Origin of the sequence: Blattabacterium punctulatus, from assembly GCF_003226695.1 — a bacterium.
Taxonomy (GTDB): domain Bacteria; phylum Bacteroidota; class Bacteroidia; order Flavobacteriales; family Blattabacteriaceae; genus Blattabacterium; species Blattabacterium punctulatus.
Window position 1 is genome coordinate 563,825 of record NZ_CP029808.1, and the last position, 17,785, is coordinate 581,609.

Consider the following 17,785-nt stretch of genomic DNA (forward strand, 5'->3'; position numbering starts at 1 on the left):
TTTTATTGCTTTTGAATAGAGATGTGAATATCATTCTTTTTATCATTCATTTTCAATGTTATTTGATCTCCTTTTTTTAAGGTTTCACTAATAATACATTCCGATATAGTATTTTTTACAAATTTTTCTATTATTTTTTTTAATGAACGGGCTCCATATTCTTGATCAAATCCTTTTTTATTAATAAAATCTTTTACTTCTGGAAGTAAAATTAATTTATATCCTAAATAAGACATATGAATACTTATTTTTTCTAATTCTATATGAGTAATTTTAGATATATCTTCTGGCTTAAGAGTATTAAAAATGATAATATCATCTATTCTATTTATAAATTCTGGAGAAAAAGTCCGTTTCAAAGTTTTTTCTAAAATATTTTTATAATCATTTGATTTTTTTGATTTAGTATAAAAACCTATTTCTTGACCAAATTCTCTTAATTTTTGAGTATCCGTATTTGAAGTAAAAATAATTACAGAATTTTTAAAATTTACTTTTCTTCCAAGACTATCAGTTACACATCCATAATCAAGTATTTGTAATAAAACATTAAATATTTCATGATGAGCTTTTTCTATTTCATCTAATAAAATAACAGAATAAGGTTTACGACGAATAATTTCTGTTAACTGCCCCCCTTCTTCGTATCCTACATAACCAGGAGGAGCTCCTATTAATCTAGAAATAGAAAATTTTTCCATATATTCACTCATATCGATACGTACTAATGATTCCTCTGAATCAAAAAGTTCTTTTGCAAATACTTTTGCCAAATAAGTTTTTCCAACTCCTGTTTTTCCAAAAAAAATAAAAGATCCTATAGGGCAATTAGGATCTTTTAATCCTGTTCTATTTCTTTTAACTGATTTCACTATTTTTTCTATAGCTTCATCTTGTCCTATTATTTTTTTTTTTAGAATACTTGTCATTTTATTCAATTTTTTCATTTCCGCTTGAGCTATCCTATTTACTGGAACTCCACTCATCATGGAAACTACTTCTTCTACGTTTTCTTCAGAAACTATTTCTTTATTTTCTTTGGATAAATTTTCCCATGATTGTTGTGCTTTTATCAATTGTTTTTCTATACGTTTTTCCATATCACGTAAATGCGCGGCTTCTTCATATTTTTGGCTCTGAACTACTTTCAATTTTTTTTCTCGAATATTTTCCAATTCTTTTTCCAAAAAAACTACTTCTTGGGGAACTTTAATATTTTTAATATGGACACGAGATCCAGCTTCATCAAGTGCATCAATAGCTTTATCTGGTAAATAACGATCTACAATATATCGTACAGTTAAATTTACACAAGCTTTTATAGATTTTTCTGTATAAATTACATTATGATGATTTTCATATTTTTCTTTTATTTTTTTTAAAATTTCAATAGTTTCTTCTTCAGAAGAAGGTGGTACTATAATCTTTTGAAATCTACGTTCTAATGCTCCATCTTTTTCTATATATTGTCTATATTCATTTAATGTAGTTGCTCCAATACATTGAATAGATCCTCTTGCTAAAGCTGGTTTAAATATATTAGAAGCATCTAATGAACCAGTTGTTCCTCCTGCTCCAATCATTGTATGAATTTCATCTATAAAAAGAATTAAATTTTCATCTTTTTCTGACTCATTTATAATAGTTTTCATTCTTTCTTCAAATTGACCTCTATATTTAGTTCCAGCAACTAGAATTGCTAAGTCTAAAACAACTATTCTTTTATTATATAATACTCTGGAAACTTTTTTTTGTACAATACGTAAAGCTAAGCCCTCGGCAATAGAAGATTTTCCTACACCTGGTTCTCCTATAAGGAGAGGATTATTTTTTTTTCTCCTGCTCAATATTTGAGATACTCGTTCAATTTCCTTGTCTCTTCCTACTACTGGATCTAATTTACCATTAATAGCAATAGAATTTAGATCAATTCCAAAATTGTCCAATATTGGAGTATTTCTTCTTATAGAAGAAGTTCCTCTATTATTGTTATTGTTATTGTTATTGTAATAACCAGATCCCATTCTAATTCCTCCAAATCCTCCATAATAAGAAGAGGAAATATCATTTTCAATATTTTCATCTAAATAAGTATAATAAAAAAAAAATCTATAATGATTCATAAATAAAAATGTTTCGAGGAAGATAAATTATATTTTTTTTTATTTTTTTCATTATTATATTGGTATTTTTGGTATAGAATATGAAAATTTTAAATTTAATTTTTCTATCAATTTATCTACACACTTATTTTTTTTAGATAGAAAATTATATTGTTCTTTTGGAAAATTGTCTAATTTTTTTGTTAAAGTTTTAAATTTTAAATGAGGGTTATTTAATTTTTTCCGTAAATATTTTATAAAATATGCTTGGATTAAAAAAAATTCTCTATTTTCTAAGTTTGAAGGAATTATTAAAATTATTCTACTTTCGAAAATTTGGAATTGTATTTTATTTTTTAATGAATTTAAATAAATTGGATTTATTTTTTCGGAAATTTTTTGTATAAAAATTTTCCAATTTTCTTTTAAAAATTGAATTTTTTTATTTTTTAATTCAGAAGTATACCGATTAAAATTCCATTTATAAAAATAAAAACCATTAACTAATTGTATTAAATAGATTTCTATTATTAATCTAGAATTTTTACTCAAAATCGATTCCTTTTCCATATTATGACAAATCATTAAAGCTTTAATTAAAAAAGAAGAAGATAATTTTTTTGATTGTTTTATATAAGATTGTATAATAGTTTTATTTTTATATTTTAAAAGAAATATGGTATCAGTATTTTTAGATAATAATAAATTTCTAAAATGATTAGTTAATCCATTTATAAAAGTGGTAGATGATATTCCATTTTTGAAAATTTGATTCAATAATATTAATATTTTAGATATTTTTTCATTTAATAGATAATTAATCATATTAAAATAGTAATCTATATCCAAAATACCTAGTTTTTCCATTACTAATTGTTTAGAAATTTTTTTTTTTTCATAAAAAGTAAGTCGATCAAAAGTATAAAGAGCTTTACTAATTGAACCATTACCATATTGAGATATGAGAAATAAAGCTTCCTTTTCTATTTGAATACATTCTTTTTCCGAAATTTTTTTCAAAAAAAAATAAATTTCTTTTAAAGAAATTTTTTTAAAGTTATAAACTTGACTATGTGAAATAATGGAATCAATAATTTCATGATTCTCTGAACAACAGAAAATTAATAATACATGTGAAGGAAGTTTTTCAATACTTTTTAAAAGTAAGTTCAAAGATTCTTGAGAAAATAAATGAATGTCATTTATGATAAGTATTTTATACTTCCCTTTTTTTGGATATATAAAAATTTTTCTTATTATTTCAAAAATAAATTCTATTGGATGATTAAAAAATCCACTAATTTCAAAAACATTCAAGTATCCTACTTCTGAAAAAGAATTTAATTCATTGGATAAAATTTTCGCACAGGTATTTTTTCCAACTCCTTTTGGCCCCAAAAATAATAAAACTTGAGATAAAAAACTATTTTTTATTGCATTTTTTAAAATGATTATAACTTCATTTTGACCAATGAGATCATTCCATTTTATAGGCCTATATTTTCTAGTTAATACAGTTTTATAAGAAGATACCTTATTATCCATTATTCTAATTTACTAATCCGATAAAATTTCTTTAATTTTATCAGAAGCTTCTTTTAAAGTATAAGTAGAATAAATTGGTAATTTACTAGTCTCAAGTTTTTTTTTAGCTATTATTTCATTTGTTCCTTGTAAACGAACTACAACGGGGATTTTAATATCATGATCAATATGATGATAGGAATTAATAATTCCCTCTGCAACAGTATCACAACGAACAATCCCCCCAAAAATATTTATTAATATAACTTGTACCGATGGATCTTTCCATATAAGAAGAAAAGCTTTTTCTACACGTTTTTTATCAGCATCTCCTCCTATATCTAGAAAATTAGCTGGATATCCTCCACAAGATTTAATCATATCCATCGTAGCCATAGCTAATCCAGCTCCATTTACCATACAACCTACATTACCTTCTAACTTTATAAAATTCAATTTATATTTAAACGCTTCTATTTCCATAGAATTCTTTTCTTCTCTATCAAATAGATTAGCATATCTTTTTTGACGAAATAAGGCATTATCATCTATAATTATTTTTGTGTCTACTGCTATAATTTTATTATCAACAGTATAAATTAAAGGATTTATTTCTAACAATGTAGCATCACAAGATAAATAAGCATTATAAAGAGAAATTAAAAAAGAACTTAAGTTTTGTATTCCTAAATTAAATCCAATTTTTCTAGTTTGAAATAGATGTAATCCCCATGATGGATCTATTTCTTCTATATATATTTTATCTGGATATTTTTTTGATATATATTCAATATCCATTCCTCCTTCTTTAGAATAAATAATTACATTTTTTTCTAAATCACGATTTAGCATTATTGATAAATAATATTCTTTAGGAAGATGAGCAGAAAAATAAACATCTTCAGAAATTAAAACTTTATGAACTAATTTACCTTTTTTTGAAGTTTGTGGAGTAATTAGATAATTTCCTAAAATTTCTTTGGATTTTTTATATACTTCTTCCAAAGATCGTACAATTTTTATTCCTCCACCTTTTCCACGTCCTCCTGCATGTACTTGTGCTTTAATAACTAAAGATTTTTTATTAGTTTTTTTAAAAACAATTTTTGCAGCTTTTACAGCTTCTTCTGGAGAAGTAGCAATAATCCCATATGGGACATGAACTGAAAAAGAATTTAATATTTCTTTTCCTTGAAATTCATGTAAATTCATTTAAAATATTTTTTAAAAGTAAATTTAAACTAAAATTAGTTTTTTTTTTGAAAAGTTTTGTATAGTTTATTAATCATAATATGATTAAATTTACATAAAACTTTATGGTTCAATCTAAAAATATTTATAAATTCTTTGGAAAAAAAGAAATTTTGAAAGGAGTCAATCTTAGAGTTAAAAAAGGGAATATAGTATGTATATTAGGTGAATCTGGATCTGGAAAAAGTACTTTATTACATATACTGGGAACTTTAGAAAATCCTACTTTTAAAAAAAATAAAAAAACGGTTTTAAAAATAGATGGAGAAAACGTATTGTCTATTACGGAAAAAAGATTATCCATTATTAGAAACGAAAAAATTGGATTTATATTTCAAACTCCTCAACTTTTTCCTGAATTTACAGCATTAGAAAATGTTTTTTTGCCAATTTTGATAAAAATAAGGGATCAAAAAAAATGTAAAAAAAAAGCAAAAAAATTATTGAATAAATTGAATATTTCTCAATATGAAAATTCAAAACCTGAAGAATTATCTGGAGGTCAAAAACAAAGGATATGTATTGCAAGAGCATTAATTAATGACCCCAAAATAATTTTTGCGGATGAACCTTCAGGAAACTTAGATATAAAAAATGCTAATAATTTACACAATTTTTTTTTTTCTCTAAAAGAAGAATTTAAACAAACTTTTTTAATTGTAACACATAATCTAAAATTAGCAGATATGGCAGATGAAAAATTTAAAATAGAAAATGGAATAGTAATAAATTAAAAAAAATGCTTTTAAATAAACTTTCTATTAAACATATTATCAAGAAACCAAGAATATTGAATAAATATCCAGCTCCTCTTTTTTTAATGATTCATGGATATGGAAGTAATGAAAATGATCTTTTTTCTTTTCAAAAAGATATTCCAGAAAATTTTTTTATAATTAGTATTCAAGGATGTTATTCTTTTGGTTCAGATAAATATTCGTGGTATGATATCGATTTTTCTAATGAAGATCGATTTATTAATATTTACCAAGCTAAAAAAACTATTGAAAAAATATCTTTTTTTATAGATGAAGCTATTAAAGAATATCAATTAAATCAAAGTCAAGTATGGTTATGTGGATTTAGTCAAGGAGCTATTCTGAGTTATGCTATTGCTTTCAAAAAACCTGAAAAAGTAAAAAAAGTTATTGCTTTAAGTGGATATTTAGAAAAAAAACTTTTGCCAAAAAATATGAATTATTCTTCTTATATAGATTTAAAATTTTTTATTTCTCATGGAAAATATGATACCATTTGTCCTATAAATTTAGTAAAAAAAGGAATTAATTTTCTTAAAAATAAAAAAATACTTTCTTTACAATATAAAGAATACGATTCTGGCCATTCTTTAAACAGTTATAATTATCAGGATATCATTAATTGGATAAAAAAAAATAAATCTTTTTAATAAAAATTTGATGAAAAAATCCACAAAAATACTTTTTTCCTTATTTATTTTTATAGGATCTATTTATTTTTTTTGGAATAAAAATTATTTATTGGGAATTATCCTAATTATTTTTGGCTTATTTCCTATTTTTTTTTATTTCAGGAATGAATTTTTATTATTAGCCTTTTTTAAAATAAAAAGAAAAAATATGAAAGGATTAAAGAAGTCATTAGACTGTATAAAAAATCCAAAATTACAATTGACAAAAAATCAAATGGCCTATTACTATTTTCTTCGTGGAATTTTATATTCAGAATCCAATATTCATCAATCGGAAAATTATATGCAAAAAGCTATAGATTTTGGATTAAAATTTAAGCAAAATATAGCAATAGCTAAATTAAACTTAGCAATATATTCTTTATCAATAGGAAATAAAAAAAAAGCTGAACTATTGTTGTCAGAAGCAAAAAAAATGGATATAAGAGGATTATTGCATGATCAAATTCAAATAATAAAAATACAAATGAAAAAAATGAATCTAGGAGATAAACAAAATCCTTATATTAGAAAAAATTATTTAAAATAAATATATAAAAACCATAATTATTTATATTAAATCAATCAATTATCCTTTTTTATTTTTGTTTTGAATAAAATTATATCTAATAATTTTATAAATTCTTCTATCTTAACATAGAAAAAATATTTTTTTTATTAGAATTATAACTCCAATATTTTAGGAATATTTTTTTCATTTTTTTCCATTAAAAATTTTATTGGATTTTCTATTGATTCTTTGACAGATACTAAAAATCCAACAGCTTCCTTCCCATCAATTATTCTATGATCATAGGATAAAGATAAATACATTATTGGACGTATTTCGATAGATTTATTAATAACTACTGGCCTTTCTACTATTTGATGCATTCCTAAAATAGCACTTTGTGGTGGATTTATTATTGGAGTAGAGAGCATAGATCCAAATATTCCACCATTAGTAATAGTAAAAGTTCCTCCTTCCATTTCATCTATAGATATTTTTCCATTTCGAACACGTGTAGATAATCTACTAATTTCTTGTTCTATACCACGAAAAGATAAATGTTCTGCATTTCTAATTACAGGAACCATTAACCCTTTTGGTCCGGATATAGCAATACTAATATCACAATATTCAAAATTAATTTTTTGTTCTCCATTTATTATTGCATTAATATCTGGATATATATGTATTCCTCTAATACAAGAAATAGTAAAAAAAGACATAAATCCTAAATTAACTCCATGTTTTTCCTTAAAAATACTTTTGTATTTTTTTCTTATTAAGAAAACTTCCTGCATATTAACTTCATTAAAAGTAGTTAGCATAGCAGTTTTGTTTTTGACAGAAACCAATCTTTCAGATAGTTTTCTTCTAAGAGAAGAAAGAGTAGTCACTCTTGTTGAACGATACATTGGAGTAGGTTTTTTTTCTATAAAAGAATGGTAATTTATATCATTATTAGTATTAGTCTCAATACAATCTTTTTTTGTAATTCTTCCATTTTTTCCCGTTCCTTTAATAGATTCTATAGGAATATTTTTTTCTTTTAATATTTTTTTTGATGCTGGAGAAGGCCAGTTTTTATTATCAGAAATTATTTCCTTTTTTTTATTTTTATTAATCTTATCTATTTTTTTTTCAGGATATAGTTTTTGATATTTTTTATCATAAGTTTCTCTTTTTTTAGAAGTATCTATAGTACAGAGAATATCCCCAACTTTTAGTTGTTTTCCTTTTTTTCCAATCAAGGAAATTATACCATTTTCCTCTGCAGTAATTTCTAAAGTTGCTTTATCTGAATCTAATTCAGCTATTAACTGATTTTTGGATACATAATCTCCATCTTTAACTAACCATGAGGTAACTTCTACCTCTGTAATTGATTCTCCTGGAGAAGGTATCTTTACTTTTATTATCATAGATAATTTAAATTTTAAGTATTATTTTATAATTTTAAAATTATAGAAACGCCTTTTCTAATATTTTATTTTGAATTTTTAAAAAATCTATATAAGATCCTGTAGATGTACTAGAATTTTCCGATGGTGCTATTAAATTAAATGAAAGACTATTTCCTATTTTTCTAAAAATAAAACTCCACAATCCCATATTTTCTGGTTCTTCTTGTACCCAAAAGACTCTTTTTTTATTTTTGTATTTATTAAATAATTCTATAATTTTTTTATTTTTTAAAGGATAAATTTGTTCTATACGAATTATAGATGTTTTTTCATCCTTAATAGATTCTTTTTTCTTTAGTAAATCATAATATATTTTTCCAGAACAAAAAATTAATCTTGTTACTTTATTAATATCTATAACTGAAGTATCGTCTAAAATTTCTTGAAATTTTCCTTCAGAAAGTTCATCCATTTTTGATATACATTTTGGATGACGAAGTAAACTTTTAGGAGTAAAAATGACAAGCGGTTTTCGAAAATTTAGTTTCATTTGTCTTCTCAAAAGATGATAAAAATTAGCAGGAGTAGTACAGTTAACTAAAAATAAATTATTGTTAGCACAAAGTTGTAAATAACGTTCAATACGTGCAGATGAATGTTCTGGACCTTGTCCTTCGTATCCATGAGGAAGTAGCATTACAATTCCATTTTTAATTTTCCATTTATCCTCTCCAGAGGATATATACTGATCTATAATAATTTGTCCTCCATTTCCAAAATCACCAAATTGAGCTTCCCATAAAGTTAAAGTATAAGGAGATAACATAGCATATCCATATTCAAAACCTAAAACTCCATATTCGGAAAGTGGCGAATTGTAAACTTGCATTTTTCCTTGTCCTATTCGAATATGATTAAGCAAAAAAATATCCTCTTCATTTTCAGTTTTTACAATGGTATGTCGTTGAGAAAAAGTTCCTCTGATAACATCTTCTCCTGATAGACGAATATTAAATCCTTCATCTAAAAGCGTCCCATAGGATAGTAACTCGGCCATACTCCAATCTACTAATTTTTTTTGAATCATTTCTAATCTTTGTTGAAAGATAAATTTCGTTTTTTTAAAAAAAATTTTATCCGTAGGAAGAGTAAAAATTTTATTGGAAATATCTATAAGTCTTTCAATGGAAAATTGAGTATTTACTTTTTTAAAAATTTCATTAGTTTTAGAAGGAAAATTTTTCCATTCTTCTTCTAAAAATGAATTTATAATATTCCATTTAATAGTTTTTGATTCATCAAATCCGATATTGAGAATTTTTTCATATTTTTTTTCCATTTTTTGGATTTCAATTGAATTAATGACTCCTTCTTTTTCTAATTTTTCTTTATATAAATTATATGAGTTTATATGTTTGGAAATAACTTTATATAAAGAAGGTTGAGTAAAACGAGGTTCATCTCCTTCATTATGTCCATATTTTCTATATCCAAGTAAATCTATGAAAATATCTTCATGATAATGCATTCTAAAATCTACAGCAAAATGAATTGCTCGAATAACAGATTCTATATCATCCGCATTAATATGTAATACTGGAGAAAGAATTACTTTTGCTATATCTGTGCAATAGGGGCTAGAACGTCCTTCTGTAATATTAGTAGTAAATCCAATTTGATTATTAATTACAATGTGAATTGTACCTCCCGTTTTATAACCTTTTAATTTAGATAATTGTATCACTTCGTATACAATTCCTTGGCCGGATAAAGAGGCATCTCCATGAATAAGAATGGGAACTATTTTTTCTGAATTACTATTTTGATTATAATCAATATCTATTTTAGAACGAGTTAGTCCCTCAACAATAGAATTTACTGATTCTAAATGAGATGGATTTGGAACAAGACTTATTTTTATATATTTACCACTGTAAGTTTTTCTAATTTTTGTAAAACCCAAATGATATTTAACATCACCGGAAAAGGATTTTTCTTTATATTCTTTTTCTTGAAATTCACTGAAAATATGAGAATATTTTTTTTTAAAAAAATTAGAAAGAATGTTTAAACGACCTCTATGAGACATACCTACGATAAAATATTCGGTCATATATTTATTGGAAGTATAATCTATCATTTCTTCTAATGCAGGTAATATAGATTCATTTCCTTCTATAGAAAATCTTTTTTTTCCTACGAATTTAGTATGAATAAAATTTTCAAAGGTTACTGCTTCATTTAATTTTTTTAAAAAAAATTTTTTCTTTTTTTTGGAAAATTCAAATTTTTCTTTTCGAAACCAATTTTCAATCCATTCTATTTTTTTAGTATCCGATATGTACATATATTCTATACCTATAGAATTACAATAAATACTTTTTAGATGTTGAATAATATTTTTTAAAGTATTTTTTCCAATACCAATTAATTTTCCTGCTTCAAACGAAATATCAAGTTCTTTTTCAGATAATCCAAAATTTTTTAAATCTAAAGATGGTAAATGGGTTTTTCTTTTTTGTATAGGATTTGTTTTAGTAAATAAATGACCAATTTTTCGATAAGATTGAATTAAGTTATAAACTAAAAATTCTATATTAATATTAGATGTATTAATAACTGGAACATTTATAGCTTTATTATTAGTAGATAGTTGATTCATTGTTTCATGAAAATCAAATCCATAAAAAAAAGCACACCAACTAGGGTCTACTGAATTAGGATTTTCTTTATATTTTTTATAAAGAAATTCGATGTTATGGATATCGTTTAGAAAAGAATATCGATTATCATTCATATGAAAATTTTTATCTAAAAAAATTTATCAAATTTAAACAAATTAAAAAAATCTCTCAAAAAGAAATTTAATCCTAATTTTTTAAAAATTTTAAATATTCTTTCGTTTCTTTCAAAACTAAACTTAATCCGTCTATATTTATACCTATTGCCATAGAAAAAAAAGATTTCCCCCAATATTTTCCATGGATATAATCCGCCATTTTATGGATAATTTTATGAGCATGAATATTTTTATTTTTGATAACAGAATCAGAAATCGAGATAAAAATCATTATTTTATTATCTTGTATAAAACTTATTACCATAAATAAATTCGATACTTCATTTCGTAAATCTAAAACAATTTTCTTAACAAGGTTGATTTTTAATGTTTTATTTTCATTAGAAATATCGCATATATATGTGATAAAAGGTAATTGAATAGCTTTTAATAAAAACTCTTTTTTTAAAATTTTAATTTGCTGTAAATAGCTTTTTTCAATTTTTTGTTTTAATTTTTTATTTTCTATTTTTAAACTAAGAAAACTTTTTATCGGAGATTCCGGATATTTCATAATTTTTTTTAATGATTTATATTGAAAATGAATAGATTTTAAATATTGAATAGCTTTTTTTGAAGTTATAGCCTTTATCCTACGTATTCCATACGATATAGAAGATTCTGATAAAATTTCAAAAACTTGAATTAATCCAGTACATTTTACATGTGTTCCAAGACATAATTCAGAAGAATCTCCAAACGTGATTACACGTACTTTTTCTTTATATTTTTCATGAAATATTCCTAAACAACCTTTTTTTATTGCTTCTTTTAATGGAAAAGATCTTTTTTCTTCTAAAAGAAGATTAGAAAAAATTAATTCTTGAACCAATTTTTCTACTTTATTTAATTCTTCTGTAGTTATTTTTTTATAATGTGAAAAATCAAAACGTAAATAATCTTCTCTAATAGAAGATCCTTTTTGTTGAATATGTTCCCCAAAAACTTTTTTTAATGCAAAATGTAATAAATGAGTTGCTGTGTGATTTTTTTCAATTTCTATTCTTCTATTTTTATTTACTATTGCTTGAAAAAAGGAATCAATATTTAAAGGTAGTTTTCGAACAATATGTAAAATAATATAATTTTCTTTTATTGTATTTTCAATAAAAATATTATCTATTTTATTTTTTATAAAACCATTATCCCCTAATTGTCCACCTCCTTCAGGATAAAAAGGAGTTTTGGAAAAAACTAATTCGTAATAAAAATCTTTTCTTTTTTTTACTGATTGATTTTCTACCTTTCTATATTTTAAAATCATAATTTTATATTCTAAAAAATCATATCCTATAAAATTTTCATTTTCGTACTTAAATTGATTATTATGAATTTTTATCCAATCACTTTTAATGAGTGTATTATTATCTTTTTTAGATTTTTCTTTTTGTTTTAATAATTCTTTTTGAAATGATTTTTCATCTATAGAAAAATCATTTTTTTTAGCCAATATTCTAGATAATTTTATGGGAAATCCATAAGTATCATACAATTGAAAAATACTTTTTCCATCAATAATTTTTTTATTTTTTTCTTTAGTTTTTATGATTAAATGATGAAATCGTTCATATCCTTTTTCAATTACTCTAAAAAAAGAGGTCTCTTCTTCTTCAATTACATGCTTTATGTATTCTTTTTTATTTTCCAATTCAGGAAAAAATATTTTCATTTCTCTTACTAAAGATTCCACAATTTGGTAAAGAAAAGGCTTTTTTTTATATAAAAACCGAGTGGCATAAATAATGGATCTTCTTAAAATTCTTCTTATAACATAACCAGCTCCAGTATTTGATGGTAATTGACCATCGTAAATAGAAACAACTAGAGCTCTTAAGTGATCTGCTATAATCCGTATAGATACATCTTGATAAAATTCTTCTTTATAAATCTTTCCTAAAGAATCTTTTATATCTCTAATGATTGGAAAAAATATATCCGTATCATAACTAGATAATTTTCCCTGTAAAACCATACATAATCTTTCCAATCCCATTCCTGCATCTACATGTTTTGTAGATAATCTATCTAAGGATCCATCTAATTTTCGAAAAAATTCTATAAAAACTAAATTCCAAATTTCTATCATCTTAGGATGTCCTTTATTAATCAGATATTTTCCTGGTAATCTATTTTTTTCTTCTTCATTACGAAAATCAATATGAATTTCAGAACAAGGGCCACAAGGTCCTGTAGTCCCCATCTCCCAAAAATTTTCTTTTTTTCCAAAAAAAAGTATATTATTTTTACTTATTAATGATTTCCAATATTGATATGTTTCTTTATCCATGGATAATCCATCTTTTTCATCTCCAATAAAAATGGATATATAAATATTTTTTTTTGGAATGTTATATTTTTGGATTAATAATTCCCAAGCCCATTCTATAGTTTCTTTTCTAGAATAATCTCCAAAAGACCAATTTCCTAACATTTCAAACATAGTATGATGATAATTATCATATCCTACATTTTCTAAATCGTTATGTTTACCGGAAACTCTAAGACATCTTTGAATATTAACGATTCTTTGAAATTCCGGTATTTTATATCCTAGAAAATAATCCTTGAAAGGATTCATGCCTGCATTAATAAAAAAAAGAGTAGGATCGTCTCTTAAATAAATAGGAAAAGAAGGAATTATTTTGTGTTTTTTTTTTTGAAAAAAATCAAGGAAAATATCTCTTACATATTGGTATTTCATAATTTAATTTTTTTTTTTGTAATATTTAGGAGATTGTTCTATAGAATCCATAATTTTTTCCATAATTATATTCGTAGTATCATTCTTTAAATCCAGTTTAATAGGTTTTTTAAAAATCATTTTTTGTAAAACTCCTTTTTTTTTAATTCTAATTCCTTTTTTATCATAGGCTTTTTGAAATCCATCTATAACAATAGGAACTACAATAGGATTAAATTTTCTTATAACATGAACAATCCCTCTACGTCCAGGAGCAAATTCTTTAGTAGTTCCTTGAGGAAAAGTAATTAGCCATCCATCATTTAAAGCAATTCCCATACGAGTAATTTCAGATAGATCTACTGATCTGTTTACTTTTTTTTTACCCTCTCTCCATGTTCTTTTTACAGTAATAGCTCCTGAATAAGTAAATAATTTTGTAAGTATTCCTTTATTTATAGTTTCTTTAGCAGCTAGATAGTATAGATTAACTTTGGGATTTAAAAGGTAAATAGGATTTTTAATCGTATTTATAAATCCATTTTTTACACTACAAAAAACATGAAACATAGCAAAAACATCTGCAAAATATGTTTGATGATTAGATACAAAAAGAACTCTTTTATCAGGAAGATCTTTAATATATTCTGTTCCTTTTAGTTTTAATTGATTAAATCCATTATAACGATTGTAAGAAATACAACCAAAGGTGAAAATTAAAAAACGTTTTACGAAATTAAAATTTCCAAACGCATCTCTAAATAGAGTACCCTCCTTTTTTTTCAATTTTTTTTTTTTTTATACAAAAAATATATAAAATTAGGAATATTACTTATCTATTTTTTTTCCGTTATTTTTTCATTAAATTTCTCCGAATAATATGAATAATATGATAAAAGAGAAATAAATACTAAAGTTAGTAAACTATAATAAATCCAATAAGGAATAGAAATAGGCTCTCCTCTAGCATAAGAATGTAATCCAGAAAGATAATAATTCACTCCAAAATAAGTCATAATAATAGAACTTATGGATAATATACTGGAAAAATTAAAAAAAAATAATCCTTTAATTCCTGGTATTAGACGAATATGTAATACAAAAGCATATATCATTATACTAATGAATGCCCAAGTTTCTTTTGGATCCCAACTCCAATAACGTCCCCAACTACTATTAGCCCAAATAGATCCTAAAAAAGTTCCTATAGTTAATAGAAAAATTCCTATAGTAAGGCTCATTTCATTAATAATAGTTAATTTATTGATATGAATTTTAATTTTTTTCTTATATTTTTTGTTAGAATTATATTTTAAAAGAATATATAAAATAAGAACTAAAAATCCTAAAAAGGATCCTGTTAAAAAAAATCCATAGCTTGAGGTGATAATAGCTACATGTATTATCAACCAATGAGATTTTAAAACTGGTACCAAGTTAGTAATTTCTGGATCCATAGTATCACTATGTGCTGCTATAATCAATAAAATTGAGGAAATTAATGCGGTCATTCCTGGAACAAATTGATTTTTATAAAATATTAAACCTATACCTACCAAACACCAACTAATAAAAATTGAGGACTCATACCCATTACTCCATGGAGCATGACCAGAAATATACCACCTTAAAATTAAACCTAAAGATTCAAAAATAAATAGAACGAATAAAAATGAAATGAAAATTTTATAGATCCAAAATATATATTTTCTTTCAAAGAAAATTTTTATAAAAGTACTTATAAGAATTATTATTCCAATAATGGAATAAAAAAAAGGCAAATAGTAAAAAATATTTAATTTATTATAAAAAATTTCTAAATCTATTTTTCTTTTTGAAGGTAAAATAGATTTAGAATTTTTAAATTGATATAATTGTATTTTTTTTATTTCATTATCCGAAATATTCCAATTTTGTTCATTTTGTGCATAAAATAAAGATTTAAAATAATTATTTAACATCAATAATCCAATTGGATTTAAACTATTAGTATCTGGAATTATCCAACTAGACCATGTATTATTTATATCGTTTGGAATAGGAAAAATACGTAAATATTTACCTTGAAAAATTCCATGAAGAATTCCTACACGTTCACTAAGAGCAATAACTGCTTTATCATATTCATTTCTTTGAATGGGACTTTTAGAAAAAGCATTTTCATAATCTTTTTGTAAATTAAATTTTAATTTTGATGTTTTTGAATCTACAGTATAAAGATCTATCATAGATACATAACCATCTTTATTGGCTTTTGTTTGAATTAAAAATTCAGGTCCACCTCTTGTATCCACTTTAATAAAAGGAATTTTTGTCCAAAAAATATTATTATGATGTATAGATATAAACCATTGATTAGCATCTAAAATTCCTAAATTACTTTTTTTATGTACCTTTCGAAGAAGGTCTAATGCCATAGTATGTATTGGTTTTATTCTTCCTTTATTATCTTGTACTAATAAATGTCCAAAATTATCTCCATGTTTTTTAGAAATATGAATATTATAAGAAATTTTTTTTAAAGAAATTTTTTTGAATTTTTTAACTTCATGAATATGAGAAAAAACAAAATTGCTGTTAATTAATGAAAAAAAAATAAAAAATACAGAAATTTTAGATAAATCTTTTAATTTACTTTTAAGAAAACTAAATCTAGTTCCTTTCCAAAATAAAGTAAGAAACATTCCTATACTCATCAAAAAATACCCAAAATAAGAAAAATTAGTACCTAAATAATCATTATTTACAGAAAAATGAGTTCCTTTTTTATCTGGATCATATCCAGATTGGAAAAATCTATATCCTTTATAATTTAGGACATGATTCATATAAATAAAATAATTTTTCTTTTTTTCTTTATCTATTAAAGTTATATTACTAATAAAAAAAGATGGAAATTCAGAACCTGGATAATTTTCTACCTTAAACTTATTTAACCTTAAAAAAAAAGGAAGATTCAAAAGTATCGATCCATATCCAATGGAAATTTGGTGATTATTAAAAAATATAGGTTCACTCATTTCCATTTTATTTTTTCCTCCTAAAAAAGTTACCAATTTATATTGATTTTGAAACGATATTTTAGCCGTAATGGCGTCTAATAAATTATCATTTTTTTTATCATCATTACAGGAATTAATATATTCTAATTTTCCTTTTACAATTCCTTCAGGAATAACCCATTGAATTATGTTTTTTTTATTTTCTATTTGATAAAAACTTTTTATTTTGAGAGGTGAAGTCGTATTTTTGGATAAAAATGTAATTTTTTTATTAATCATATTTATCCTTTTTCCGAAAAAAGAAGATTTTACATAAAGTTTATTATTTTTTTCAAAAATTTGAATTCCAAAAGGAATATCCTTATTAAGAGAAAATAAAAATCCATTTATTTTAATTATTTTTCCATTTTTAAGGAAATTTTCCATTCTTCCTTGTTGATTAGTTGAAACTATTTTTATAAATTTTTCTTTCGTATTTCTTTTCGAAAGAAAAATTTTTGCACATGGAATATATTTTATAATATTTACTTTCAATAAATTACCTTCAAAAAAAAAATTTCCTTTATATCCATTATGAAAAGAAGATAAAATATAAGGATCATTATAAACCATTGTATTGATACCTCTATGTATTTTCAATTTTATATAATTTTTTCTAGAACTAATTTTTCCATTAGTCTCTCCTTCTCTTAAGGACATCATTCCTTCAAAACTATAGTACCTAGAAATAATTCCTCCAATAAAAATAAATACAAATGATATATGAAAAATTAATAAAGGAAATTTTTTTTTATTCCAAAATTTATATTTCCATATATTTCCTATTAGATTTATTACAATTAGAATCATCATGGTTTCAAACCAAGTAGATTCATAAATATATATCTTTGCTATATCTGTAGAATATTTCTTTTCTAAGAAAGTTGCTATTGCCATAGATAAGGCTAAAAATAAAAATAAAAAAGAAGTAATTTTTGTGGAAAAAATAATTTTTTTTAACGTTCGCATACGGATATCTATTTAATATTTTTTTTTAAAAAAAATTAT

11 protein-coding genes are annotated in these 17,785 nt (G+C 23.5%); 3 read left to right on the forward strand and 8 right to left on the reverse strand.

Translation table 11 applies throughout. The features are described from left to right. Positions 1 to 2: 2 nt before the first annotated feature. The 3 genes from DM780_RS02785 to sucC are packed head-to-tail and all read right to left on the reverse strand — an operon-like array spanning position 3 to position 4,838. Positions 3 to 2,123, reverse strand: coding sequence for an ATP-dependent Clp protease ATP-binding subunit (locus tag DM780_RS02785; protein WP_110548900.1), 2,121 nt, complete (start codon positions 2,121 to 2,123; stop codon positions 3 to 5). A gap of 54 nt (positions 2,124 to 2,177) precedes the next feature. After that, entirely contained in the window at positions 2,178 to 3,647 is a 1,470-nt protein-coding gene (locus DM780_RS02790) for an AAA family ATPase (RefSeq protein WP_110548901.1), read from the reverse strand. A gap of 12 nt (positions 3,648 to 3,659) precedes the next feature. Continuing rightward, the gene (gene sucC / locus DM780_RS02795) at positions 3,660 to 4,838 is read right to left on the reverse strand and encodes an ADP-forming succinate--CoA ligase subunit beta (RefSeq protein WP_110548902.1); all 1,179 of its coding nucleotides are present in this window, start codon (positions 4,836 to 4,838) and stop codon (positions 3,660 to 3,662) included. A 104-nt stretch (positions 4,839 to 4,942) separates the two neighbouring features. On the opposite strand from sucC, the gene DM780_RS02800 reads away from it, so the two are divergent. From DM780_RS02800 to DM780_RS02810, 3 genes are read left to right on the forward strand one after another with little or no spacing between them, the layout of a single operon-like run. Then, positions 4,943 to 5,611 (forward strand): ABC transporter ATP-binding protein, encoded by a 669-nt coding sequence (locus DM780_RS02800; RefSeq protein ID WP_110548903.1) that lies wholly within the window; start codon positions 4,943 to 4,945, stop codon positions 5,609 to 5,611. 5 nt (positions 5,612 to 5,616) lie between these two features. Then, positions 5,617 to 6,285 (forward strand): alpha/beta hydrolase, encoded by a 669-nt coding sequence (locus DM780_RS02805; RefSeq protein WP_110548904.1) that lies wholly within the window; start codon positions 5,617 to 5,619, stop codon positions 6,283 to 6,285. A 10-nt stretch (positions 6,286 to 6,295) separates the two neighbouring features. Beyond that, positions 6,296 to 6,856, forward strand: a complete 561-nt coding sequence (locus tag DM780_RS02810) for a hypothetical protein (RefSeq protein WP_110548905.1) — start codon at positions 6,296 to 6,298, stop codon at positions 6,854 to 6,856. A gap of 134 nt (positions 6,857 to 6,990) precedes the next feature. Here DM780_RS02810 and odhB read toward each other — a convergent pair whose 3' ends face one another. From odhB to ccsA, 5 genes are all read right to left on the reverse strand, one after another. After that, a complete protein-coding gene (gene odhB, locus DM780_RS02815) occupies positions 6,991 to 8,235 on the reverse strand; it encodes a 2-oxoglutarate dehydrogenase complex dihydrolipoyllysine-residue succinyltransferase (protein WP_110548906.1) in 1,245 nt (414 codons plus the stop codon). 40 nt (positions 8,236 to 8,275) lie between these two features. Further along, positions 8,276 to 11,014 carry a 2-oxoglutarate dehydrogenase E1 component gene (locus DM780_RS02820; RefSeq protein ID WP_110548907.1) on the reverse strand — a complete coding sequence of 913 codons (2,739 nt, stop codon included), beginning with the start codon at positions 11,012 to 11,014 and terminating at the stop codon, positions 8,276 to 8,278. Positions 11,015 to 11,087: 73 nt separating this feature from the next. After that, on the reverse strand, positions 11,088 to 13,757 hold the full coding sequence (gene alaS, locus DM780_RS02825; RefSeq protein WP_110548908.1) for an alanine--tRNA ligase: 2,670 nt from the start codon (positions 13,755 to 13,757) through the stop codon (positions 11,088 to 11,090). Positions 13,758 to 13,760: 3 nt separating this feature from the next. Continuing rightward, on the reverse strand, positions 13,761 to 14,522 hold the full coding sequence (locus DM780_RS02830; RefSeq protein WP_110548909.1) for a lysophospholipid acyltransferase family protein: 762 nt from the start codon (positions 14,520 to 14,522) through the stop codon (positions 13,761 to 13,763). Positions 14,523 to 14,572: 50 nt separating this feature from the next. Next, positions 14,573 to 17,746: a cytochrome c biogenesis protein CcsA gene (ccsA, locus tag DM780_RS02835; RefSeq protein WP_110548910.1), complete on the reverse strand. Its 3,174-nt coding sequence runs from the start codon at positions 17,744 to 17,746 to the stop codon at positions 14,573 to 14,575. Positions 17,747 to 17,785 lie beyond the last annotated feature (39 nt).